Genomic DNA, 22,387 nt, shown 5'->3' on the forward strand with positions numbered 1-22,387 from the left:
ACCAACAATCAACAATCAACTATTAACTACTAACCAATAACAACTAACCACTAACCAATAACTAATGACCAATCAAATCGTAGACGGCATTTACCAATGTATCGTCCTGAAAACTAGCTTTTGTTAAGTAATAATCTGCTCCCGCTTCTAATCCACGTATGCGGTCTTCTTCACGGTCTTTATAGGAGACAATAATTACCGGAATTGAGTTCAACTTGGGATTGTTTTTGATCTTGGTGGTAAACTCAATTCCGTTCATGCGGGGCATATCAACATCACTCACTACCAAATCGTAGTGATTTGTAGAAACCGCGTGCCAACCTTCCATTCCATCGACCGCCACATCAACTTTGTAACCTTTATTTTGTAATAATTTGCGTTCCATTTCTCGCACAGTAATGGAATCATCGACAACCAAAATACTTTTCCGACTGTCTACCACCATCTGCTCGGAACTGCTAATAACACGGTTTAATTGGCTGTTATTAAGCAGATTATTAACAGAACGCATCAAGTCAGAAGCATCGACAATTAAAATTGGAGAACCGTCTCCCATCAGAGCCGCAGCACTAATATCCTGAACCTTACCGAGTCGAGGGTCTAATGGTCTTACCACTAGATCGTGCTCGCCCAAAAACCGATCTACTACCAGTCCGTAGTAGTCTGATTGTTCGCTGATAACTACGACAGATAAGGTTTCGGATTTGGGCGGAGGTTGTTTTAATTCTAATACTTGATAAGCAGCTACTAAGCCGATATTCTTATTATCCATAGTGAAATATTGGCGATTTTCTACAGAGGCAATCTCTTTTTTATTTACATTAACAATTTGCTCAATTCGAGCTAGAGGAAAGGCATAAGGTTCGCCAGATATTTCTACTAATAGAGTGCGGACAACGGAGAGAGTCAATGGCAATTGGAAGTGAAAAGTTATGCCTTTTCCCAAAGTAGAAAGAGCTCTCACTGTTCCTCCCACTTCGTGTGCCATGCTTTTAGCAATATCTAAACCCACCCCCCGCCCGGAAATTTCAGTGACTTGTTTTGCTGTCGAAAATCCTGGTAAAAACAGAAATTCCATCAGTTCACTTTCGCTAAGCTGAGCTACTATTTCGGGTGTCGCTAGACTTTTATTAATAATTTTTTGGCGGAGCCAATCAAAGTTAATTCCCCTCCCATCATCAGTGATAGTAATTGATAGCATTCCTCCTCGATGAACTGCTTCTAACCGCACGGTTCCTTCTGCGGGTTTACCTGCGGCTATGCGCTCTTCTGGAAGCTCAAGACCGTGATCTATAGAATTTCTTAAAATATGGGTGAGGGGAGCTTCTAGTTTTTTAATAATATCCCGATCTACTGGGGTAGCTTTGCCAAAAATTTCAAATTTCACTTCCTTATTTAGCTTCCTCGCTAAATCGCGGATCATGCGGGGAAAACCCTGCACACCATCGGCAAACGGACGCATATTAGATTGAATTACTTCCTGATAGAGGCGATCGGAAAGATTGCTAGTGCGACGCGCATATAATTCTAATTCGATCAGACGATCGCTTAAAATCTGACGGCATTCCCGCTCCTTTGTCCGAGCAGCTACTAAATAGCTCTCCGTATCTTGGTGGTGATTAACTGCTAGAGTTTGCTGAAAAATCTCTAAGATTTTCGATAATTCTAATTGGCGTTTCTTGAGAATTGTCAGAGAATCAGCAAAAGGTTGAAGCCAATTTGCTTCGATTAGAGATTCACCAGCTAAACCCATGATCCGGTTTAAGTTGTCGGCACTTACCCGTACAACGCGATCGCTAGCGGTACTATCTGCTGTGGGCAATTTTGCTTGCTCCACATAGCTAGATGTTGACTTAATCATCGAGTTGGTTTCATGGGACTTATTTTGAGTATTTAGTTGTGCTCGGATAGTACCGGGAGTGGCAACAACGATTTCTTGTTTTTGTCCCGCAGTTGTTTTTCCCTGAGTTTCCTGCTTTGAGGGTAAATCTTGAGAGCGCACTGGTGCGACTCCTGGTGTCAACAAAGCAGCAATTTCCTCTCTGGTAGTTTCAATCTCCTGTCGATTTTCCTTAACCCAACTTTGCCCTTGCTGACTGATATTTGTCAGCAGATCGACTCCATGTAGCAGCACATCAACTTCATCTGCCTCTAGAGTAATCTTTTGGTTTTGTGCTGCTACAAAACTGTCCTCCATAACGTGAGCTAAATTAACAGCAGCATCCAGGGCAACAATGCGGGCGGCTCCTTTAACAGAATGGGCTGCCCGCATTAAAGACTCTAAAACTTTGGGAGACCCTGGTTGACTTTCTAGAGCTAAAAGTCCCTCGCTTAAAACAGCGGCTTGGGCATCTACTTCTAGCTTGAATAACTCTAACATTGAAGTATCACCGATGGTTAACATCTCATCGGCTTCTAGAGCATCTTGACTATATTTATTAGCGGTTGTTTGTTCTTCTGTGATATATTCTTGGTGGGAAATTGGTAGAGTAGTTATAGTTGGTATATTGGCAAAAACAGTTGTCTGTTTGCTGTTCGCCTCATCTTCTAAACCTACTTCTAAACTTGAGATTTCTGGATTTGCAGGCAAGCTTTTAAATTCTAACTTTGACTGAGAAACGGATGGCGTGCCTGATGTCAGTAGAGTGTCAATGCTATTTGTAAGTAGGGCGATATTTTCTTGATTTTCTGAAATCCAACTGTCTAAGTTTTCTTCCTTGAGACGGCTAATATTGAGAAGTAAATCGACCCCTTGTAGTAGTACATTAATTTCATTATTACCTAGTGCAAAGCTTTGCTTCTGGGCGCGATCCAGGGAATTTTCTATAACCTGAGCCAGGTTAATAGCTGCATCAATTTCAACAAGCCTAGCGGTTCCTTGAATCGCATTAGCAATACGCATCAATGACTCCAGCTTTTGCCCAGACTGCGGTTCGGTTTCCAGGGATAGAAGACCCTGGTTTAATATAGCTACTTGGGCTTCCACCTCCTGCTGGAATACGTCTAGCATTGTAATATCGCTCATAATATCCTCCTATTTAAGGCATAAAATAATAAATCGGAATCGAGGTAATTCACCTTATGTCCCTGCCAAAGAATCACCCCTTTTGTATAAGCTTCTGATGCTTTTGAAATCACTACGGGTGTATTTTGTAATTCCCTAATCGGAAAGCGATGAATACCGCAAACTTCGTCAACGATGAAAACCCAACGATTCTCTTTCTTTGCCACAACGATCATCCGTTTAGCCGCAACAGAAGTAGGACGTTCTGAAGAGTTAACGTTAGCTTGCAGATCGAGAAGATGGCTGAGGGAAACACACATTAGAATTTCACCTCTAATGTTGACCAAACCCATAAACAGTTCGCTGTTGCGGTGAGGTAAGGTATGAATTACACAGGGATCTGTTACTTCCTGAAGTAACCTGACTGGCACAGCCAACCATTCACCACCTAACAGACAGATCACGACTGATATCGTTTCTCCTGAAGGAACTATCGTCCCACCAAGTTGTATTTTAGAATAATCAGGCTGACTTTTTGCCAGTATCTCAGTCCACTCGTTTACATACTCTGGTGGTGCTTCCCTTTCTAATAAACTGCGTCCGGCGGCAGAATAAACGGGGCAGTTCCGACAGTGTATTACTGCTTTGAGTTGTTCGCAGGAACGATCGCCCTCAACTCCTATTTTGTTCCAGCAATCATTACTCATAACTTTCTTTTCTACCTAGTTTACTGTAGAACCATCAGCTTTAACCAACATTGTAACCAGAGATTCGCTGGCGTAAGCCTTGGGCCGTTTCGTTCAATTCCCTAATTGAATTGTTAATCTCACGTAGAGATTGAGTTGTTTGCGAAGAAGCTTCACTTAACTGCATCATTCCTTCACTGATTTGATTTGCCCCCTCGGACTGTCCTTCCATGCTATTACTCACCTGTTGAAAGCGAGGAGTTAAAGTTTGAACCTGCACAATAATAGACTCTAATTTTGCGCCAATATTACGGACATCTTCCACTCCCAGTTCTACATCTTTGGTGAACTTATCCATTTCCATCACCCCTGTAGAAACTGCTCCTTGCATTTCTTTGACCATGTTTTCAATATCAAGGGTAGCAACTGCTGTTTGGTCGGCTAGGCGGCGAATTTCACGGGCAACTACAGCAAATCCGGTTCCGTACTCTCCAGCTTTTTCGGCTTCAATTGCCGCATTTAATGAGAGTAAATTAGTTTGATCTGCTACTTTGGTAATTGTAGTAACAATGCCGTTAATACTGTTAGCTTTATCACTAATTATTCCCAGTTTTGATGAAATCGTATTAGTCGCATCCGCCAACGTCCGCATAGTTTTTTCCATGTGTATTAAGTCTTTTTGACTATCCGCCGTCCCCTGAGCCGTTGCTTGCGATGTATATTCAACTTCATCCATAGTCTTGACCAGTTGTGAAGATGTCGCAGCAATCTCCTTGACTGTAGCAGCCATCTGATTAGTGGAAACCGCCTGTTCAGTCATCGTTGCTTCCAGTTGCTTGCCAGAAGCGGCGATTTGGGTGCTAGAACTGGTAATTTTAATCCCAGATTGCTGCACCTGTTGGATTAATGAACTCAAGTTTTTTGCTAGGTTGAAGATCATATACGTCACCACTAAGGCAATAACTGTAATGGCTATAGATGATAAATTTATTAACTTAAGTGCCCTTTCTGTGTCATCACTCAGCGCTTTCAACGAGTCTTGCTCAATTTTGGAAAATTCTTCATTTATTCTATCGAATTCTCCCAAATTGTTTTTTGATTCTGCCAGGTATGTATTTATTGCCTCTTGTAGCTTACCTTCATCTCTCAAACGGAAAGTTCTTTTTGAGAGTTCTTCAAATTGAGTTTCTAGCTCCATCATCTTACTAAATTTTTCTTTTTGTTGGGGATTTGGATGTTCGTCAATTAGTAGTTCTACCCCTTTCCTTGCTTCCAAATACTTATTTTGCTGGATGTCAAAAGATTGTAACGCACCCTCAGCATTGCCCACAAGTAGATAGCCGCGAACTTGCCGAGCCATCAACGAAACTCTCAATATCATTTCCTTTGTCCCTAGAAGCGTATTCCGCCCTATTCTTGTTTTATGATAAAGGTCGAGCGAGCGAGAAGCATTTACATATACTAGACCGCTCAAGACTATGAATAATACCGCAGGAATCGAATAGGTAAGGAGAAGGCGTGTTCGGAAGTTCATTTTGTTGTCAACCATGATAATTTTCTTGGAAATCTAATGGGGTGAAAATCTAAATTTGGATTGATTTTTTTAAGTCACGCAGTTGCAACTTTAAAGCGAGAGATTTCTTGACGCAAACCTTGTGCGGCCTCATTTAATTGGCTAATCGCACCATTAATCTCACCTAAAGACTCCGCTGTTTGCGATGAAGCTTCACTGAGCTGCACCATAGCCTCGCTGATTTGTTGAGCACCCTGTGACTGATCCTCCATGCTATTACTCACCTGTTTAAAACTAGGAGTTAGGGTTTGAACTTGCCTAATAATTGACTCTAATTTTTCGCCAATATTACGAACATCTTCCACCCCCCCTTCTACATTTTTGGTGAACTTATCCATTTCCATCACCCCTGTGGAAACTGCCCCTTGCATTTCTTTTACCATGTTCTCAATATCAAGGGTAGCAACGGCTGTTTGGTCGGCTAGGCGGCGAATTTCACGGGCAACTACAGCAAAACCAGTTCCGTACTCTCCAGCTTTTTCGGCTTCAATTGCCGCATTTAATGAGAGTAAATTAGTTTGATCTGCTACTTTGGTAATTGTGGTGACAATGCTGTTAATGCTGTTAGCTTTATCGTTAATTACTCCCAGTTTTAACGAAATATTACCTGTTGCCTCTGCCAATTTTCGCATAGTTTTTTCCATCTGCATCAGGTCTTTTTGACTTTCACCTGCTGACTGTCCAGTTACCTGCGATGTGTGTTCGACTTCATCCATTGTCTTGACTAATTGTCCAGAAGTGGCAGCAATTAATCTCGCTGTGGCGGCTACCTGATTGGTAGAGGCAACTTGTTCGGTGATTGTGGCTTCTAGTTCTTTCCCAGAAGCAGCAATTTGGGTGGCAGAAGAGGTGATTTGAATGCCGGATTGTTGCACTTGGCGGATTAAACAACTCAGATTTTCTGTCATAGTTCGGAAGGCTGTTTCTAATTTTCCTACTTCATCCTGTTCCCCTGTATCCCTGACGCTAGTAGTCAAATCTCCCGTTGAAATCTTTTCTGCCACTTCCACCACTCTAGCTATCTTTGCTCCTAGTGGCTTGGCAATTATATTACTAAAATACCAACCAAAAAGGATAGCAATAATTGGCGCAATCAACACAGACAAGCCCAGCACAAACAAAATTGAAGCACTATCTTTTTTTGCACTTTCTGTGGCATTTTCTGCTAGTTTTTCATTGAATTGTAGAAGGTCTAAAAGCATATTTGTTGCTGTTTCGTATGCCGGATCTAACTTCCTAAATGATTGGTCTCTCATTACTTGCAAAATATCGCCAGCATTTTTGGCGGCGGCAAACTCTGGAGAATTAATTCTTCCTTGAAGTGCCAAATCTAACTGAACTTGTCCGGGGTTAACTATACCTAGTTGAATGAATTGGTTGTGTAACTGTTCAAATTCTTTCTGTGTCGCTGTCCAAGTATCCCAGATAGATTTAAGTTTGTTGTGAATTTTGTCTTCTTCGGATGTGCGAGGGAGTTGGTCGTAGACACTAAATCCATCGTTGATATCCTTAAAGGCATCCTCTATTTTTTTTAACTCTTGCTGTCTTTGCTCCAAAGTTAGTGCTACAATAATCAGAGCTTTATCTGAAGCATTTACCCTAGTCTGTGCTTCATTAACTTTCCATAAAGAAACCGTGCTAGGAAAAGCATTGCCACCAATAGTAACAAGGTCGCTGCTCAATTTTGTGCTTCCACTCCAGCCGATTATACCTACAATTAATACCAGAGAGCCGATGAACAGAAATGCGCTTACTAGCCGCGTTTGCAAACTCATATTTTTAAACATTAGTCAACCTTTTATTCGTAGTGGTTTATCGGTGTATGCTTTCCCTTAATCAATATATAACAAATTGGCTCAACAATGTCTACCTAACCTAAGATTTCTCTAGGCGTTGAATTCGCTGTCGCAGAACGGCTGCTTTCGCAGTATCGCCACGATGTTCTGTTAGTAAAGTTAGATGCAAGAGCGCATCATAGTTATTAGGTGCGAGGTAAATCGCTTTTTGGAAACATTGCTCTGCCTGTTTTTCCATCCCTTTTCCTTGGTAAACTTCTCCCAGTAAAATATAAGCTTCAACACAGACACTATTTTTCTTGAGATAGGTTTCACAGATGTTTGCGGCTTCATTTAATTGTCCAGAATCAGCTAATTTGCGGGCTTTTTCTAGGTAAGAACTTTCCTGTTGAATAGAAGCTTTAGTCTTGATTGTTTCCTGGTTGGATGTCGTACTTTCTCCACCAAAAACGGCGACAGAATTTTGATTTTCTTGGTTAACTATAACTTGATTTTGTTTTGTAACTCCTATAGATTTTTCACTCAATTGAGGCAATTTTGTTTTCTTTTCTAGGCAGGTAGAAAAATTTAGTTGATAGTTATTCTTTTCTATTTTTCGATAAGCGAAAGCAAACGGATGTTTGATCGATACAAAAGAGGAGTCTAATAGCTGTCCTTTCTCTGCGTGTCCTAAAAATAGCAGCCCTTCATTCCTTAATAAACCATTTAAAGTCTCCATTGCTTTAACTCTAGCTAAATCATCAAAATAAATTAAAACATTCCGGCAAAAAATTATATCATAAGGATTTTTGTCTCTGAGAAAATTTCGATCTACTAGATTCCCCTGTATAAAATTAACCGCATTTTTAACTGAGTCCTGCAAGTGATATCTATTGTCGGATTTAGTAAAGTAACGGCTCTGAAATTCTAGGTTTTTGACCCGAAATGAGTTTTGACTGTAAACGGCTTCTCTCGCTTTATTTAAAGAGATTTTGCTAATGTCAACAGCATCAATTTGAAACTGATTAGACATCAAGCCAGAATTCAGAAGGCTCATGGCAATTGAGTAAGGTTCTTCCCCAGAAGAACAGGGTACGCTTAACACGCGCAATCTGCGGTAACTTTGCTTTAGCAACCACTCGGATCTAATATAATGCTCTAAAAAAACAAAGGGTTCCCAATCTCGAAAAAACCAAGTTTCAGGAACAATTAATAATTCAATCAGTGCATCGATTTCTGGAGGTGATATTTGCAACTGCTGTAGGTAAGTTTGCAAATGGGGAAAATTCCCAGCTATCATCCGTTTTTCTACAGCTCTGGAAATTTCCTTAGAGCCAAGAATACTGGCAGACCAACCAATTTTATCTTTCAGAAGTGACTCAATTTGGGCTTGTATTATCTCTGCCATTGTTTTTTCCTGCTAATAAATATTGGTGCTGCGAGTCAGACAGCAAATATTCTAACCTAATGCGCTGAATCATTCCTTTGTCGTCCATAATCATTTCTCCTAAATAAGCTGGAGCTTCATTTAATTGCGTTCCAGCATCGATCAAATCACTATCTGGCTTATTTAAAGTTTCCGTAACTCGTTCCGCCATCAAGCCTATACAACGCTTGGCGTTATCCTTTCCAAAGTAATTTACCATAATAATTCGAGTGCTCAAGTAGGAGCAACTAGGCTGTCCCTGAATTAAATGGCACAGATCGATAACTGGTACGATCGCAGAGCGATATTGAAACATACCCGCAACATAATCGGGCATTTGGTGAGTTTTTCTAAGAAGGACTCTGGGTATAACTTCGACCACCTGAGAAGTATCAAGGGCGTAAAGATTTTTACCTACATAGAACAATAGCATTAACATTGGCAGCACCCCACGATCTAAGAATATCAATATTTGCTAAGACAATTAAAAAACATGGAGGATTTCATCTTCCATATACTTATTTTTATTCTACATTGTTCTAAGGGAAAATAACTCCTAGATCGCGCCGAATCTTCTATCTCTCTCAAATCCGGCGCTCCCCTTTTCACTTACTTATTGTTACTATAGGAGTTTATCTCCCGTAAATAAAGGGCGATTCTTCTTTAACTTAGACAGATTATTTTTAGCCACCAAATTATCTGGATAAATCTTCAGCACTTTTTCATAGACTTGTTCTGCACTATCAAGATTTCCCAGTAAAACATGACACCGCGCCAAGCGCGTATGAGCATCAGCATTTTTTGGGTCTAAATCAATAATAGAACTATTGATTTTCCTGGCTTCTTCTCCCCAATTGCCAGACTTTGCCAAAACTGTAGCTTTGTCAATTAGCTTGGAAGATTTCTCAACACGAGTAGCCATATAAAATTTTCCTGTGTTTACAACTTCAAAAACCCGGCATCAATACCCTGCTCTCGCCTAATCTTAGCATCTTTTTCAAACCATGCAACCACTTGTTTGATTGTTAAATCCTCCATCGACTCCCCACTTTCTAGGGAAATCTGCTTTAAGGGCCGCAAAGATGAAATTACTAAATTTGTAAAAAAGCTTTTAAAGCTAGCATCAACCTCTATTTCTTGCTGAATACTCTCATCCTTCTCAATCCAATTCGTCACCTGCTGATTCGTCACCGCTTCCACCGTTAAGCCTGTTTCTTTGGCAATTTGCTTAAGTACCCTCAAAGCATAAATCGCCAGTCGTGTAGAAAATTTCTCCTTAGCTGATAGCAGCGCTAGATCGACTTCCGCGCACTCTTCTGCTGTTAAAAATTGCTCCAAAGGTTGCATAGTAATTTGAGCTTTGGTAATTAGTAATTGGAATATAAATGCGATTGTAAATTATCGGCGTTACCGCTCACTTACTGGTAATCAAATAACCACAACGATGCTCACCATCAATAATCCAGTGAGTCCGTTGTACCGTACAATCTGGTAGCACCTCTGCAAACATTTCTAACTCATTGCCACACACACTAGGGAAGGTCTCAGCAACATTAGAAATTGCACAATTATGTTCTATAAATATAAACCGATTTGCCGCACCTTGATTTTGAGTATCGGTAGCATCTACAGGATAGCACTCAGCCATGTAGCCCTCAACCCTGCGAAGTTCTACCAACCTCGCCACCCGCTCTGCCACAGAACCTTTCCCCACCAAACGGCGATACTCTATCGCCTTGCGTTCCCACTGTTTTTCCAACAATGCGATCACGCCATCACGACCCACAGTTTCCGCTAAAGTATCAAGGAGGGAAACTGCAAACTCGCCATAACGGTTAGGAAAGCGATCGCGTCCTTGACTTGTAAGCTCATAAATATGCTGAGGTCGTCCCATACCCGTCTGTAGCGATTGATACTGAATCAATCCTTCAGTTTCTAAGTCCTTGAGGTGGCGACGAATCGCCTGGGGACTTACATTCAGAGACTCCGCCAACTTCAGGGCCGTCACCTTCCCTTCCCTGAGCAAATATTGCAGGATATCTTGTTTCGTGGAATGCTGCTGAGTAGTAGTCATCATCTTTACAAAAATATACAAAACTTACACATTTTGACATTTTGACGAAAATACGTCATTGAAAGTGCAAATACGTCATTGCCAGCCCAGCGAAGCAATCCCCTTAAAGCGTTGAGATTACTTCGCAGCCCTCGCAATGACAAGCAATCCCTGCGGCAAGTCTCAAGATAATTTCTTTGACTTTGACAATATCACTGTTGTTAATGTAGCTTAAAATATACTTAAGCAACAAATCTGTTGTTTAACCCAGAGCCTTCCCCAAGAAAAAGCTCTACCCAGACGGCCCTCACCGCCTGCCATCCTGAGAGAATCGTCCAGAACACTAGAGAACACAAGATAATGAGTGCTACAGTCCAAACCTTAGTCAATCAGCCCTATAAATACGGCTTTGTCACCGAAATCGAGTCAGACACCATCCCTCGCGGTCTCAGCGAAGAAGTCGTCCGCCTGATTTCCTCCAAGAAAAACGAGCCAGCCTTCATGCTGGAATTTCGTCTCAAGGCCTACCGGCAATGGCTGAAAATGACCGAGCCCACTTGGCCCCACGTCAGCTACCCCCCCATCAACTACCAAGAAATCATTTATTATTCTGCACCCCGGCAAAAACCCAAAAAACTAAACAGCCTCGAAGAAGTTGACCCCGTTTTGTTAGAAACCTTCGAGAAATTAGGCATTTCCTTATCTGAGCAAAAAAGACTCAGTAACGTTGCCGTTGACGCAGTTTTTGATAGCGTTTCCGTCGCTACCACCTTCAGAGAAAAACTAGCCAAAGATGGGGTAATTTTCTGTTCGATTTCCGAAGCAGTCAAAGACTATCCCGAACTAATTGAAAAATATCTCGGTAGTGTTGTCCCCGTAGGTGATAACTACTTCGCGGCGCTCAATTCTGCCGTATTTAGCGACGGTTCCTTCGTCTATATTCCCAAAGGCGTAAAATGCCCGATGGAATTGTCTACATATTTTCGCATCAATAACGGCGACTCTGGGCAATTTGAACGCACATTAATTATCGCCGAAGCCGGCAGCAGTGTTAGCTATTTGGAAGGCTGCACCGCACCGATGTTTGATACTAACCAATTACACGCCGCTGTTGTAGAATTGGTAGCATTAGATAACGCTGACATCAAATATTCAACAGTGCAAAATTGGTATGCTGGCGATGAAAATGGTAAAGGCGGCATTTACAATTTTGTGACCAAGCGGGGTTTATGTCAGGGAGTCAATTCTAAGATTTCTTGGACGCAGGTAGAAACCGGTTCTGCGATTACTTGGAAATATCCTAGTTGCGTGCTTGTTGGTGACAACTCTGTGGGAGAATTTTACTCAGTAGCCCTGACCAATCACAAGCAGCAAGCTGACACTGGTACCAAGATGGTACATATCGGTAAAAATACCCGCAGTACGATTATTTCTAAGGGAATTTCGGCGGGAAAATCATCCAATAGCTATCGTGGTTTGGTCAAAATGGGGCCGAATTCTAAGGGGTCGCGGAATTATTCTCAGTGCGATTCAATGTTAATTGGCGATAATGCTCAAGCTAATACTTTCCCTTATATCCAAGTGCAAAATCACACGGCTAAAGTTGAGCATGAAGCTTCTACCTCCAAGATTGGAGAGGATCAATTGTTCTTTTTTGCACAACGGGGAATTTCGCCAGAAGATGCTATTTCCATGATGATTAGCGGATTTTGTAAGGATGTTTTCAATCAATTACCGATGGAATTTGCTGTGGAGGCTGACAAGTTATTAAGCTTGAAGTTAGAAGGCAGTGTTGGTTGATTGTTGGGTGGGCTTTGCCCACCTTCATCTTAGCAAGGTTGATGGCAATGAAAACAGAAAACATGGGGATTACTTACGCAGAAATTGAACTAATTCGCAGTGACGATAGAGCACTGTTTCGAGAAGGCTATATCCAAGAAGATCAGATTAAATCCGTCAAAGTTAGAGCATTGGTAGACAGTGGTTCTTCCATGTTAGCCATTACTGAAGCGGTAAAAAATCAGCTAAATCTTGGTAAATTAGATGAAAAGCAAGCTGAATTAGCGGATGGTTCGATAGTCCGATTAGAAATAGTCGGCCCTGTGGAAATCCGGTTTGAAAATCGAATTACCACTGTAAGGGCGATGGTTGTTCCTAATAGTAATGTGGTTTTACTGGGGGCAATTCCCATGCAGGATATGGATGTTTTGATTGACCCCAAACGGGAACAATTGATTGTGAATCCAGAAAGTCCTGATATTGCTAGAATGCTTCTTAAGTGAAGTCAAATTAAACCCCCAAAAGCGCAGAACGCGCAAAGGAGAAAAAAAGAGAGATGATTGTTGAAAATAGTCAAGTTATATTGTCAGTTCGGGATTTAACTGCTGATGTTGATGGGACGCAAATCCTTAAAGGTTTGAACCTAGAAATTAAGGCGGGTGAAATTCACGCGATTATGGGGCCGAATGGTTCGGGGAAAAGCACTTTCTCTAAGATTTTAGCTGGTCATCCTGCTTATACAGTAACGGGTGGCGAAGTTATTTTCTTAGGACACAATTTGCTGGAATTATCACCACAAGAACGCTCTTTAGCGGGTGTGTTTTTGGCTTTTCAATATCCCTTGGAAATTCCGGGAGTGAGTAATCTTGACTTTTTGCGAGTAGCTTACAATTCCCGTCGAAAGCATCAGGGATTAGAAGAACTTGATACTTTTGATTTTCAAGATTTAGTAGAGCAAAAGTTGGATATTGTCAAGATGAATCCAGCTTTTCTTGACCGCAGCGTGAATGAGGGTTTTTCTGGCGGCGAGAAAAAGCGCAATGAGATTCTGCAAATGGCACTATTAGAACCGAAATTAGCAATTTTAGACGAGACTGATTCGGGTTTAGATATCGATGCGCTGAAAATTGTCGCAACTGGCGTGAATCAGTTAGCAAATGCTGAGAATGCCATGCTCGTAATTACTCATTATCAGCGGTTGTTAAATTATATTGTGCCGGATTACGTTCACGTCATGGAAGGTGGACGAATTCTGACTACTGGTACTAAAGATTTGGCACTGGAATTGGAAGCACGCGGTTATGATTGGGTAGTAGAAGCTGAAGCATCAGAGGTGGCGGCGCGATGACTGTAAAAGTTATTAATCGAGAAACATTTTTGCCTGATATCGTGAGTCAGTGTCGCCAAATTAGTACAAATGAAAATTGCCCTTATGGGTTAAAAGATTTGCGTGACGTGGCTACGGAATATGTACTTTCTGCTTCTTTCCCCACTACCAGAGATGAAGAATGGCGGTTTACAAATTTGTCACCGCTATTAGAAATTCCTTTCGCTGTAGCTGAGAATAATCAGGTAGATATTAGCTTGGCAGATATCACTTTACCTGTCAATGCCAAAGATGATGTACCATTGAGATTAGTATTTGTCAATGGTAACTATGCCCCGCAATTGTCAACAGTTCCATCTTCTGAACTCCCAACTTTAGCGCTGGAATTTTATGCAGGGAATTTAACTAATGCACCTGCACTTTATCATGCTCGGATTCGCGCTTGTTTAAGCAAGAATGAGCATACAGAAGTTTTCTCAGCTTTGAATGTCGCAGGTTTAGTGGATACAGCAGTAGTATTTGTGCCTGCAAATAAAGCAATAGATAATCCCATCCACTTACTATTTGTGACGGTTGCCGGGGCCACTCCTACAATGTCCCAACCGCACTGTTTAGTAATAGCTGAACCAGGAAGTAGTGTAACCCTGGTTGAGGATTATGTTACTCTTGGCAATATCTCTACTTTCACTAATGCGGTGACAGATATAGTAGTAGGTGAAAATGCTGCTGTTAATCACATTCGTATTCAGCGGGAAGGTGGAAAAGCTTTTCACATTGGGAAAAGTGCAATCTCGCAATCCCGTAATAGTCGCTATACCTGCCATGCTATTAGTTTGGGAGCAAAAATATCGCGCCATAATTTAGATGTATCTCAGGGGGGAGAAGCTACTGAGACAACGCTAAATGGTTTAACATTAATTGGCGGGGAACAGTTAGCAGACACTCACAGTTTAATCGGTTTTAATCATCCTCATGGCACGAGTCGTCAATTGCATAAGTGCATTATTGATGATAAAGCTCATGCTGTATTTAACGGCAAAGTTTTTGTTCCCAAACTTGCACAATTGACAGATGCTGGACAATTAAGCCGCAATTTGTTGCTGTCACCAAAAGCACGGGTTGATACTAAGCCACAGTTAGAAATTACTGCTGATAATGTTAAGTGTTCTCACGGTGCAACTGTCAGCCAATTGGAGGATGATGAGATTTTCTATCTGCAAAGTCGCGGTTTAGATGAAGATATGAGCCGAAATTTGTTAATCAATGCGTTTGCGGCGGAAATTCTCAATCAGTTACCTGTAGCTGCGGTGCGAGAAATGCTGGCTTGTATTGTAGCAAGTCGTACTTAATTTTTCTGCTGCTAAGCCATCAACCCGCCGGGGGTTTTACCCCCCGTTTCATCGCTAAATTCCTCTTAAGAGGACTAAACATAAAGCGATTTTTAACTAAAGTTTTCAGTCGATTTCAACCGACTTTAACTATTAGACGGAGGTTTTAACCTCCGGCGGTACTGAAGCATAAAGTTTTAATTCATCGCTACCTATTACCAAAAAAAATGACTATTACTCAAGAAAAAACCCTAGCATCTAAAGTGCGCCCCGACTTCCAAATTTTAGAACAAGAAGTCAACGGCCAACCCCTCGTTTATTTAGACAATGCAGCTACCTCTCAAAAGCCTTTAGCTGTCCTCAATGTACTCCGAGATTACTATCAACAAGATAATTCTAACGTGCATCGGGGAGCGCACACGCTCAGCGGTAGAGCTACTGATGCCTATGAAGCAGCGCGAGATAAAATTGCGGCCTTTATCAATGCAGCTTCTCGCCAAGAAATTATCTACACCCGTAATGCCAGTGAAGCAATTAATTTAGTCGCCTATTCTTGGGGATTTAGCAACCTGGAACCAGGCGATGAAATCATCCTTTCTATCATGGAACATCACAGCAATATTGTCCCTTGGCAATTTGTCGCAAAAAGGACAGGCGCAGTCCTGAAATTTGTCGAACTTACTGACACCCAAGAATTTGATTTAGAACTGTTTAAAAGCCTAATTTCTGACAAAACCAAGTTAGTCTCTGTAGTCCACGTTTCCAATGCTCTAGGCTGTATTAATCCAGTCAAAGAGATTTGTAAAATTGCCCATAATTATGGTGCAAAAGTTTTAATTGATGGTTGTCAAAGTTTACCCCATCTGAGCGTAGATGTGCAGGATATTGATTGTGATTGGCTAGTAGCTTCTGGTCATAAAATGTGCGCTCCTACTGGCATTGGTTTTCTCTACGGTAAGTTAGAATTACTGCGGTCAATGCCTCCATTTATGGGCGGCGGCGAGATGATTGCCGATGTATTTCTTGACCATTCTACTTATGCCGATTTACCGCATAAATTTGAGGCGGGTACTCCCGCAATTGCAGAAGCAATTGCCCTCGGTGCAGCAGTAGATTATTTAAGTAACATTGGCATGGATAAAATTCATGCTTATGAAGCAGAATTGACTGCTTATTTATTCCAAAGATTGCGAGAAATCCCAAATATTACATTGTATGGGCCGAAGCCCGATATTAATGGGGAAGGTCGGGCAGCTTTAGCCGCTTTTAATGTTGGAGATTTGCATCCTCACGACTTATCTGAGATGTTAGACCAGGCGGGGGTTGCTATTCGCGCCGGTAATCATTGCACTCAGCCTTTGCACCGTTATTTATGTATTAGAGCTAGTGCGCGGGCGAGTTTATATTTTTACAATACTCGTGAAGAAATTGATGTATTTATTGCGGCTTTGAAGGATGCAATCGATTTTTTCGGGAGTAATATTTGAGTAAAGTATGTTATGCTTTTAAGCTGGGTGTTTCCCATCCTATCTATACTTAGATAGGATTTACGGAAAACTACTATCTTCTGTTATGGTAGAAACCCGATTCACAGATGCAAATAGCAATACCTAGCTTATTTATCCGAGGTGGTACATCACGGGGACTTTACTTCCTTAAGCAAGACCTACCAGAAGAAATCGCACTACGAGACAAGGTGCTACTAGCAGCAATGGGTTCCCCTGACGAACTGCAAATCGACGGTGTTGGAGGTGCCACATCACTTACTAGCAAAGTCGCCATCTTATCTCCTTCAACTCATCCCTGGGCAGATATAGACTACCTCTTCGCGCAAGTAAAAATTGCTCAGCCCAAAGTTGACGTGGAACCTTCCTGTGGCAATATCCTCGCTGGTGTTGCTCCCGCAGCACTAGAAATGGGTTTAGTCAAGGCTGTGAATGGTCAAACAACAGTTAAGATTCATGCCGTCAACACTGGTTCATTGATTGAAGCCATAGTACAAACTCCAGGCGGTTGTATCGATTATCAAGGCCACACAAAAATTGACGGCGTACCTGGAACAGCAGCACCAATCCAGCTTAGTTTTATGGATGTTGTCGGTTCTAAGACAGGCAAGTTATTACCAACAGGTCAACTACGCGAGAAAATTGAAGGCGTTGAAGTGACCTGTATTGATGTTGCAATGCCGATGGTAATTGCCCGTGCCGAGGATTTGGGCAAAACAGGTTATGAAACCAAAGCGGAACTTGATGCCGATACTGCATTTTTTAATCGTATTGAGGCAATTCGTCGCATTGCTGGTTTGAGAATGGGACTTAGTAATGTTGCTAATAGCGTTATTCCCAAGTTCGCGATTCTCGCACCACCACGTTATGGAGGTAACGTGACATCCCGCTATTTTGTTCCAGATGTTTGTCATACCACCCACGCAGTCCTTGGGGGAATCTGCGTTGGCTGCTGTGCTGTACTAAAAGGTTCTGTCGCTGATGAGATAGCCATTGTGACGGGTGCTCAAAGAGAAACTATCGTAATCGAGCATCCTTTAGGAAAGATTGAGGTAGTCTTGGTAACTAGCTGCCAAGGTTCTGATATAAATGTGGAACGCGCTGGCGTGGTGCGTACAGCACGTCTGCTGTTCTCAGGCAATATTCACGTCCCTGCTCATCTTTGGAATCGGTAAGTAGTTGGACACAAATCAATCCTTGATAGCAGATGAATACAGAAAATTCTAAGGTATCGGCAACTGAACCAAAACAACTGAAGCGAGAGTTAGGTTGGTTTGGTTCGACCATCATGGGATTAGGCTCAGTCCTGGGAGTGGGGATTTTTGTTAGTCTTGGACTTGCTACAGAAGTATCTGGTTCTGCCGTAATTGTCGCATTAATTTTAGCTGGGTTGGTAGTGGCTTGCAATAGTCTTAATCTCACCCAACTTGCAGTTAGTCATCCTGTTAGTGGTGGTGTGTATGAGTATGGCTACAAGTACTTGAACCCTTGGCTAGGTTTTACTGCTGGCTGGTTATTTCTTTTGGGTAAAATGGCTGTCGCAGCAACAGCCGCCCTCAGTTTTGCTGGCTACTTACTTAGTACCATAGGTGTGACTGAGAGAGGTTATCTAGTACCTGTAGCTGAAGCGGCAATTTTAATTATGACTTTAGTTGTTCTGGCGGGAATACGGACTTCTAAAATCACAACTTTAGTTGTTTTATCAGTGACAATTGGCTCTTTATTGTTCTTGATTGTTGCTGGTTTAATCGTTTTCCCGGAGAATGCTTTAGCAAATCTGGCTTTTCCTGAGATTGATGGTAGCAATTGGCTCAAAAATCAGCTTCAGTCAATTGCTTTATTGTTTGTTGCTTACAATGGTGCGGCTCGCATAGCTCTGTTAAGTGAAGAAGTAGTAGAACCTAGAAAAAACATCCCCAAATCCGTAATTATTACGATAGTTTTTACGATGCTACTTTACATTGGCTTAGCGATAGTAAGTTTGGGTTCAATTGGCCCATTAGCTTTTAGCGAAGCAGCAAGAGTGCAAGCAGCACCTTTAGAAGTTGTAGCTGAGAGTTTTGGCATTCCTGTTGCACCAACAATTGTAGCAATTGGTGCGATTACGGCAATGCTGAGTATCCTACTCAGTACAGTTTTGAGTTTATCTCGTTTGATTTTAGCGATGGGTAGGCGAGGAGATATGCCCCGTTTTCTTACCCAATTAAACAGTACCGGCTCAACACCCTATTGGGCTGTTATTTCTGTGGGAATTGCGATTGCACTTTTAGTGTTAATTGGTAATGTGAAAACTACTTGGGCTTTTGGAACTTTCGGCGCTCTTTATCGGTGTTTTATTGTGGCTCTAGCAACACTGCGTCTCAGTGATGAAGAACGTTTGTATCCCATAGGAATAACTTGGATAGCTCTTTTGTCTTCTGTAGTTTTGGCTTTTTGTCTGGATTGGCAAGTCTGGTTAGTTGGTTTGGGAGTAATTGTTGTTGGAGTAATCTGGCATTTGATAGCGCACCGGATTTATTTAACCGCAGGTTTAAGTACAACAGTAACCGAGGAATAATACAAAAATCGCCTGCTTCTTTCCTCCCTAAAAGTGAGGTATTATTAAGACTTACGCACACAAACACCCAATTCTGTCATTGTGAGCTGACGGGGCGATAATCTCGCCCGAAACCCAGACAAGACTGAAGGGGGTGGCAACCCATTCAATCGTAGTACGTGCCTAAGTCCTATTTATAGCAACCTTCTTGGCAGTTAAGACGTTCTGATTTCCTACCAAACTCGCTTATTCTATTTCCTTCTTTCCCTTCTTTCCCTAGCCTAAGCGCCCCTAGCCTAAGCGCCCCTAACCGACGAAAGCGGTTGCTATAAATCGATTGCCTTCAACCATCCACGATTAAAAAGACAGATCGCACCAAAGCCATACTATAGTTGCAGGATATGTTTCCTGATTTTCACATCCAACTGAGCTAAGATTCTATGGCTCGCGAGCCAATTCCTACATGGTATTTTACCCTAGTTGTCGTTCACTTAGAAAACCGTTTTCTAATGGTACACGAGCGCAAACACGAGCAGCAGTGGTACCTTCCTGCGGGGCGAGTCGAACCAGGAGAGAGTCTGCTGGAAGCAGCACAACGCAATACTTTACAGGAAGCAGGTATCCCCATCGTAATTGAAGGAATTCTCCGCTTTGAGCATACAGTCATGCCCAAGGGTATAGTTCGTGTTAGAGTAATTTTCGTCGCCCGCCCAGAAGACAGCACCCCTCCGAAAAGTAAACCAGACGAGCATACCTTGGGCGCACAGTGGTATTCTCTCAAGGAATTAGATCGGCTATCCTTACGGGGAGAGGAAGTGCGGGAAATGATTTATTACATGGCGAGTGGTGCCCCTATTTACCCCCTGGAGGTGCTCAGTTTCGAGGGTGCGCCCTTTAAACGCCATCGGTATCGGTGGTAATGTGGTAATCAAGATGTATGGCTGATATCGGAGAGACGATCGCGTAACAAATTTGGAAACAGCCCTCGATTAGTCTGATGTAGTAGTTTTAATAGTAAGTTGTGTCTACTAGCAGGTTTGGGCGCTATGGTAGCGGTATGAGTGGCGCGATCGCCCTTTTGTGGTAGAACAAATTACATTACCCCGTGAAGTAGTTGATTACCTACTGCTTACCAAAGAAGGGACTAGGGACTAGGGACTAGGGACTAGGGACTAGGGACTAGGGAAAGAGGAAGAGAGAGGGAGATGGGGAGGATCGGTAATTAGCCATTAGCCATTAGCCATTAGCCATTAGCCATTACCAATTAGCCATTAGCCATTAGCCATTAGCCATTAGCCATTAGCCATTACCAATTACCAATTACCAATTACCAATTACCAATTACCAATCTTAGTATGTCTTACTCTTCATCCCTATTCTCTGGTCTAACTGAACAACTGCGCCAACCGACATGGTGGGCAGCGATCGCCTCTGTAGGCATTCACGGAATACTGGGAGTAAGCACCCCTGTGCTATCCATATTTTACTCACAACCAAAGCTACCGGGAAAAGTTGAAATAGTAGAATTAACACCCGCAGAAATGAGCCGCTTGCCGCAAACATTGCCAGCGCAAATATCGCCACCAAATTTCTCAATATCACCCATTCCTGCACCCCCTAATTTAATACCACCATTACCCCCAGAACCTTCTTCAATTCAGTTACCTTCCTTACCTCCGCGGATGCCGTCTTTTGCTGCGCCTCTACCCCCATTAAATTCGCCTCAACCCTCCAATCAAACCGCATTCACCCCAACCCCAAATTATCCCTCATTCATCGATCCGCCTTCCCTGCGATCGCAGCCTAGTCCTGTGATTCCACCCCCACCGCTGCAAGGATTTCCTCTGCCAGAACCGAACCCAGACCGAACAGATCCCCAAAGTGAGAGTGACCTAGATCGGCTAGGAAACACAGGTAACAGAAGGCCGCAGTTTGACCCTCCCAGAATATACACACCCGAAGACTTCCCCCAAGGGGGAACCACTTCTGACCAAAATAAAACGGCTGTAAATCCAGATCCAAAACAGATTTCGCCAACAGTCCAAGATCCAGGGACAAATTCTAGTGTTACACCGCCTTCGCCAACAGTTCAAGATCCGACTAAGAGAAATCGGCTGGCAGAAAGTCCTCTAGTGACTGCGATGCGGCAAAAGCTGGAAGAGGAACGCCAAGCTCGGCAACAGGAGCAACAGCCGAACTCTGGGACTTCAAATGGCTCTATTTCGGCGAAAGATGAAAAGAATATCGCCTTTGCAAATACATATAATTCTCTGTTGATCAAATTCCAGCAGGCTTATCCTACTTTGGAAACAACGAAGCCGTTTTCTGTACCAGTAGCGTACCCCAGAGAAGCGTGTTCGCAAAAACTTGAGGACAGAGTGATTTATGGCGTAGTTGTCAAGCCGGAAGGTGCGATCGCTGCTGCTCCTGAACTTTTAGTAACACAAGGTTATAGCATTCTCAATCTGGCAGCAAAAAATGCTGCTATCGCTTACAAATTTCCAGCAAGCAGCAATCCTAAGCTGTACCCGTTGGTTTTTGATTTTAAGTACGATCGGCAAATCTGCGGTTCACTTCCTGTAGGGCCGACTCCATCGCCTCAACCACAACCGTCAACTCAGCCATCACCGACTACATCACCTCAACCGCAACCATCAACTCAGCCATCACCGACTACATCACCTCAACCGCAACCATCAACTCAGCCATCACCGACTACATCACCTCAACCGCAACCATCAACTCAGCCATCACCGATTACATCACCTCAACCACAACCATCAACTCAGCCATTATCTGAGCCATCACCAACGTCATCACCAGAACCGTCAACGCCATTGTCACCGGAACCTTCAGCTCAACCAGAACCCTCAGCGTCTCCCTCGTCTGAGCCATCATCAACCTCAGCGCCAGAACCCTCAGCGTCTCCCTCGTCTGAGCCATCATCAACCTCAGCGCCAGAACCCTCAGCGTCTCCCTCGTCTGAGCCATCACCAACCTCAGCGCCAGAACCCTCAGCGCCTCCCTCGTCTGAGCCATCACCAACCTCAAATTAATCAGGACTTATACCATGTCCGGTTAAATACAGCGGATTCCAGCTTTATGAAGTAGACCCCAGAAACCGGGTTTCTTCTGGATTTATCGCCCGAAATCGGTTTTATTCAAGAAACCCGGTTTCTCTGTACTTCACTTACCTGGAAAGTGCTGTACTTGTCATTGCGAGCCAAGCGAAGCGCGTCAAGCGAAGCGCAGTTGCGAGGCGCGAAGCGTTGCGAGGCGCGAAGCGTTGCGAGGCGCGAAGCGTTGCGAGGCGCGAAGCGTTGCGAGGCGCGAAGCGTTGCGAGGCGCGAAGCGTTGCGAGGCGCGAAGCGTTGCGAGGCGCGAAGCGTTGCGAG

Annotated in this window: 18 protein-coding genes; 9 read left to right on the forward strand and 9 right to left on the reverse strand. The window is 42.9% G+C overall.

The genetic code is table 11. The annotated features are described in order from the left end of the window. Positions 1–61: 61 nt before the first annotated feature. From PY364_RS12105 to sufR, 9 genes are all read right to left on the reverse strand, one after another. Positions 62–3,025 carry a response regulator gene (locus PY364_RS12105; RefSeq protein ID WP_275522800.1) on the reverse strand — a complete coding sequence of 988 codons (2,964 nt, stop codon included), beginning with the start codon at positions 3,023–3,025 and terminating at the stop codon, positions 62–64. After that, complete coding sequence (locus PY364_RS12110; RefSeq protein ID WP_275522802.1) at positions 3,022–3,711, reverse strand: chemotaxis protein CheW; 690 nt, start codon at positions 3,709–3,711, stop codon at positions 3,022–3,024. Before PY364_RS12110 ends, PY364_RS12105 begins: the two co-directional genes overlap by 4 nt. Before the next feature lie 40 nt (positions 3,712–3,751). Beyond that, on the reverse strand, positions 3,752–5,071 hold the full coding sequence (locus PY364_RS12115; protein WP_275522803.1) for a methyl-accepting chemotaxis protein: 1,320 nt from the start codon (positions 5,069–5,071) through the stop codon (positions 3,752–3,754). 227 nt (positions 5,072–5,298) lie between these two features. Beyond that, positions 5,299–7,050, reverse strand: a complete 1,752-nt coding sequence (locus tag PY364_RS12120) for a methyl-accepting chemotaxis protein (RefSeq protein ID WP_275522805.1) — start codon at positions 7,048–7,050, stop codon at positions 5,299–5,301. Positions 7,051–7,138: 88 nt separating this feature from the next. Next, positions 7,139–8,446, reverse strand: coding sequence for a CheR family methyltransferase (locus PY364_RS12125; protein WP_275522806.1), 1,308 nt, complete (start codon positions 8,444–8,446; stop codon positions 7,139–7,141). Beyond that, positions 8,418–8,903, reverse strand: coding sequence for a chemotaxis protein CheW (locus PY364_RS12130; RefSeq protein ID WP_275522807.1), 486 nt, complete (start codon positions 8,901–8,903; stop codon positions 8,418–8,420). Before PY364_RS12130 ends, PY364_RS12125 begins: the two co-directional genes overlap by 29 nt. Before the next feature lie 183 nt (positions 8,904–9,086). After that, complete coding sequence (locus PY364_RS12135) at positions 9,087–9,386, reverse strand: tetratricopeptide repeat protein (RefSeq protein ID WP_275522809.1); 300 nt, start codon at positions 9,384–9,386, stop codon at positions 9,087–9,089. A 17-nt stretch (positions 9,387–9,403) separates the two neighbouring features. Then, entirely contained in the window at positions 9,404–9,811 is a 408-nt protein-coding gene (locus tag PY364_RS12140) for a hypothetical protein (protein ID WP_275522810.1), read from the reverse strand. A 67-nt stretch (positions 9,812–9,878) separates the two neighbouring features. After that, positions 9,879–10,541: an iron-sulfur cluster biosynthesis transcriptional regulator SufR gene (sufR, locus tag PY364_RS12145; protein WP_275522811.1), complete on the reverse strand. Its 663-nt coding sequence runs from the start codon at positions 10,539–10,541 to the stop codon at positions 9,879–9,881. A gap of 336 nt (positions 10,542–10,877) precedes the next feature. Between sufR and sufB the strand changes: the two genes are divergently transcribed. The 9 genes from sufB (at position 10,878) to PY364_RS12190 (ending at position 22,048) form a co-directional block, all read left to right on the forward strand. Next, a complete protein-coding gene (gene sufB / locus PY364_RS12150) occupies positions 10,878–12,317 on the forward strand; it encodes a Fe-S cluster assembly protein SufB (RefSeq protein WP_275522812.1) in 1,440 nt (479 codons plus the stop codon). A gap of 47 nt (positions 12,318–12,364) precedes the next feature. Further along, a complete protein-coding gene (locus tag PY364_RS12155; protein ID WP_275522813.1) occupies positions 12,365–12,799 on the forward strand; it encodes a clan AA aspartic protease in 435 nt (144 codons plus the stop codon). A gap of 53 nt (positions 12,800–12,852) precedes the next feature. After that, positions 12,853–13,644 carry a Fe-S cluster assembly ATPase SufC gene (gene sufC, locus PY364_RS12160; protein WP_275522815.1) on the forward strand — a complete coding sequence of 264 codons (792 nt, stop codon included), beginning with the start codon at positions 12,853–12,855 and terminating at the stop codon, positions 13,642–13,644. Then, on the forward strand, positions 13,641–14,972 hold the full coding sequence (gene sufD, locus PY364_RS12165; protein WP_275522817.1) for a Fe-S cluster assembly protein SufD: 1,332 nt from the start codon (positions 13,641–13,643) through the stop codon (positions 14,970–14,972). The genes sufC and sufD overlap by 4 nt, the downstream gene beginning before the upstream one ends. A 206-nt stretch (positions 14,973–15,178) precedes the next feature. Beyond that, positions 15,179–16,438, forward strand: a complete 1,260-nt coding sequence (locus PY364_RS12170) for a SufS family cysteine desulfurase (protein WP_275522819.1) — start codon at positions 15,179–15,181, stop codon at positions 16,436–16,438. A gap of 107 nt (positions 16,439–16,545) precedes the next feature. After that, positions 16,546–17,631, forward strand: coding sequence for a 4-oxalomesaconate tautomerase (locus PY364_RS12175; protein WP_275522820.1), 1,086 nt, complete (start codon positions 16,546–16,548; stop codon positions 17,629–17,631). Positions 17,632–17,663: 32 nt separating this feature from the next. Beyond that, the gene (locus tag PY364_RS12180; protein ID WP_275522821.1) at positions 17,664–19,013 is read left to right on the forward strand and encodes an APC family permease; all 1,350 of its coding nucleotides are present in this window, start codon (positions 17,664–17,666) and stop codon (positions 19,011–19,013) included. A gap of 419 nt (positions 19,014–19,432) precedes the next feature. After that, positions 19,433–19,912: an NUDIX domain-containing protein gene (locus tag PY364_RS12185; protein ID WP_275522822.1), complete on the forward strand. Its 480-nt coding sequence runs from the start codon at positions 19,433–19,435 to the stop codon at positions 19,910–19,912. Between the two features lie 435 nt (positions 19,913–20,347). Further along, positions 20,348–22,048 carry a hypothetical protein gene (locus PY364_RS12190; RefSeq protein ID WP_275522823.1) on the forward strand — a complete coding sequence of 567 codons (1,701 nt, stop codon included), beginning with the start codon at positions 20,348–20,350 and terminating at the stop codon, positions 22,046–22,048. Positions 22,049–22,387 lie beyond the last annotated feature (339 nt).

Source organism: Kamptonema sp. UHCC 0994 (assembly GCF_029167235.1).
Classification (GTDB): Bacteria; Cyanobacteriota; Cyanobacteriia; order Cyanobacteriales; family Microcoleaceae; genus Kamptonema.

Coding starts and splice junctions, on each gene's coding strand:
- PY364_RS12175 (WP_275522820.1), top strand. CDS start 16,546: ATGCAAATAGCAATACCTAGCTTATTTATCCGAGGTGGTACATCACGG.
- PY364_RS12115 (WP_275522803.1), bottom strand. CDS start 5,071: ATGATATTGAGAGTTTCGTTGATGGCTCGGCAAGTTCGCGGCTATCTA.
- PY364_RS12170 (WP_275522819.1), top strand. CDS start 15,179: ATGACTATTACTCAAGAAAAAACCCTAGCATCTAAAGTGCGCCCCGAC.
- PY364_RS12135 (WP_275522809.1), bottom strand. CDS start 9,386: ATGGCTACTCGTGTTGAGAAATCTTCCAAGCTAATTGACAAAGCTACA.
- sufB (WP_275522812.1), top strand. CDS start 10,878: ATGAGTGCTACAGTCCAAACCTTAGTCAATCAGCCCTATAAATACGGC.
- sufC (WP_275522815.1), top strand. CDS start 12,853: ATGATTGTTGAAAATAGTCAAGTTATATTGTCAGTTCGGGATTTAACT.
- PY364_RS12130 (WP_275522807.1), bottom strand. CDS start 8,903: ATGTTAATGCTATTGTTCTATGTAGGTAAAAATCTTTACGCCCTTGAT.
- PY364_RS12180 (WP_275522821.1), top strand. CDS start 17,664: ATGAATACAGAAAATTCTAAGGTATCGGCAACTGAACCAAAACAACTG.
- PY364_RS12140 (WP_275522810.1), bottom strand. CDS start 9,811: ATGCAACCTTTGGAGCAATTTTTAACAGCAGAAGAGTGCGCGGAAGTC.
- sufR (WP_275522811.1), bottom strand. CDS start 10,541: ATGATGACTACTACTCAGCAGCATTCCACGAAACAAGATATCCTGCAA.
- PY364_RS12155 (WP_275522813.1), top strand. CDS start 12,365: ATGAAAACAGAAAACATGGGGATTACTTACGCAGAAATTGAACTAATT.
- PY364_RS12185 (WP_275522822.1), top strand. CDS start 19,433: ATGGCTCGCGAGCCAATTCCTACATGGTATTTTACCCTAGTTGTCGTT.
- sufD (WP_275522817.1), top strand. CDS start 13,641: ATGACTGTAAAAGTTATTAATCGAGAAACATTTTTGCCTGATATCGTG.
- PY364_RS12120 (WP_275522805.1), bottom strand. CDS start 7,050: ATGTTTAAAAATATGAGTTTGCAAACGCGGCTAGTAAGCGCATTTCTG.
- PY364_RS12105 (WP_275522800.1), bottom strand. CDS start 3,025: ATGAGCGATATTACAATGCTAGACGTATTCCAGCAGGAGGTGGAAGCC.
- PY364_RS12110 (WP_275522802.1), bottom strand. CDS start 3,711: ATGAGTAATGATTGCTGGAACAAAATAGGAGTTGAGGGCGATCGTTCC.
- PY364_RS12190 (WP_275522823.1), top strand. CDS start 20,348: ATGTCTTACTCTTCATCCCTATTCTCTGGTCTAACTGAACAACTGCGC.
- PY364_RS12125 (WP_275522806.1), bottom strand. CDS start 8,446: ATGGCAGAGATAATACAAGCCCAAATTGAGTCACTTCTGAAAGATAAA.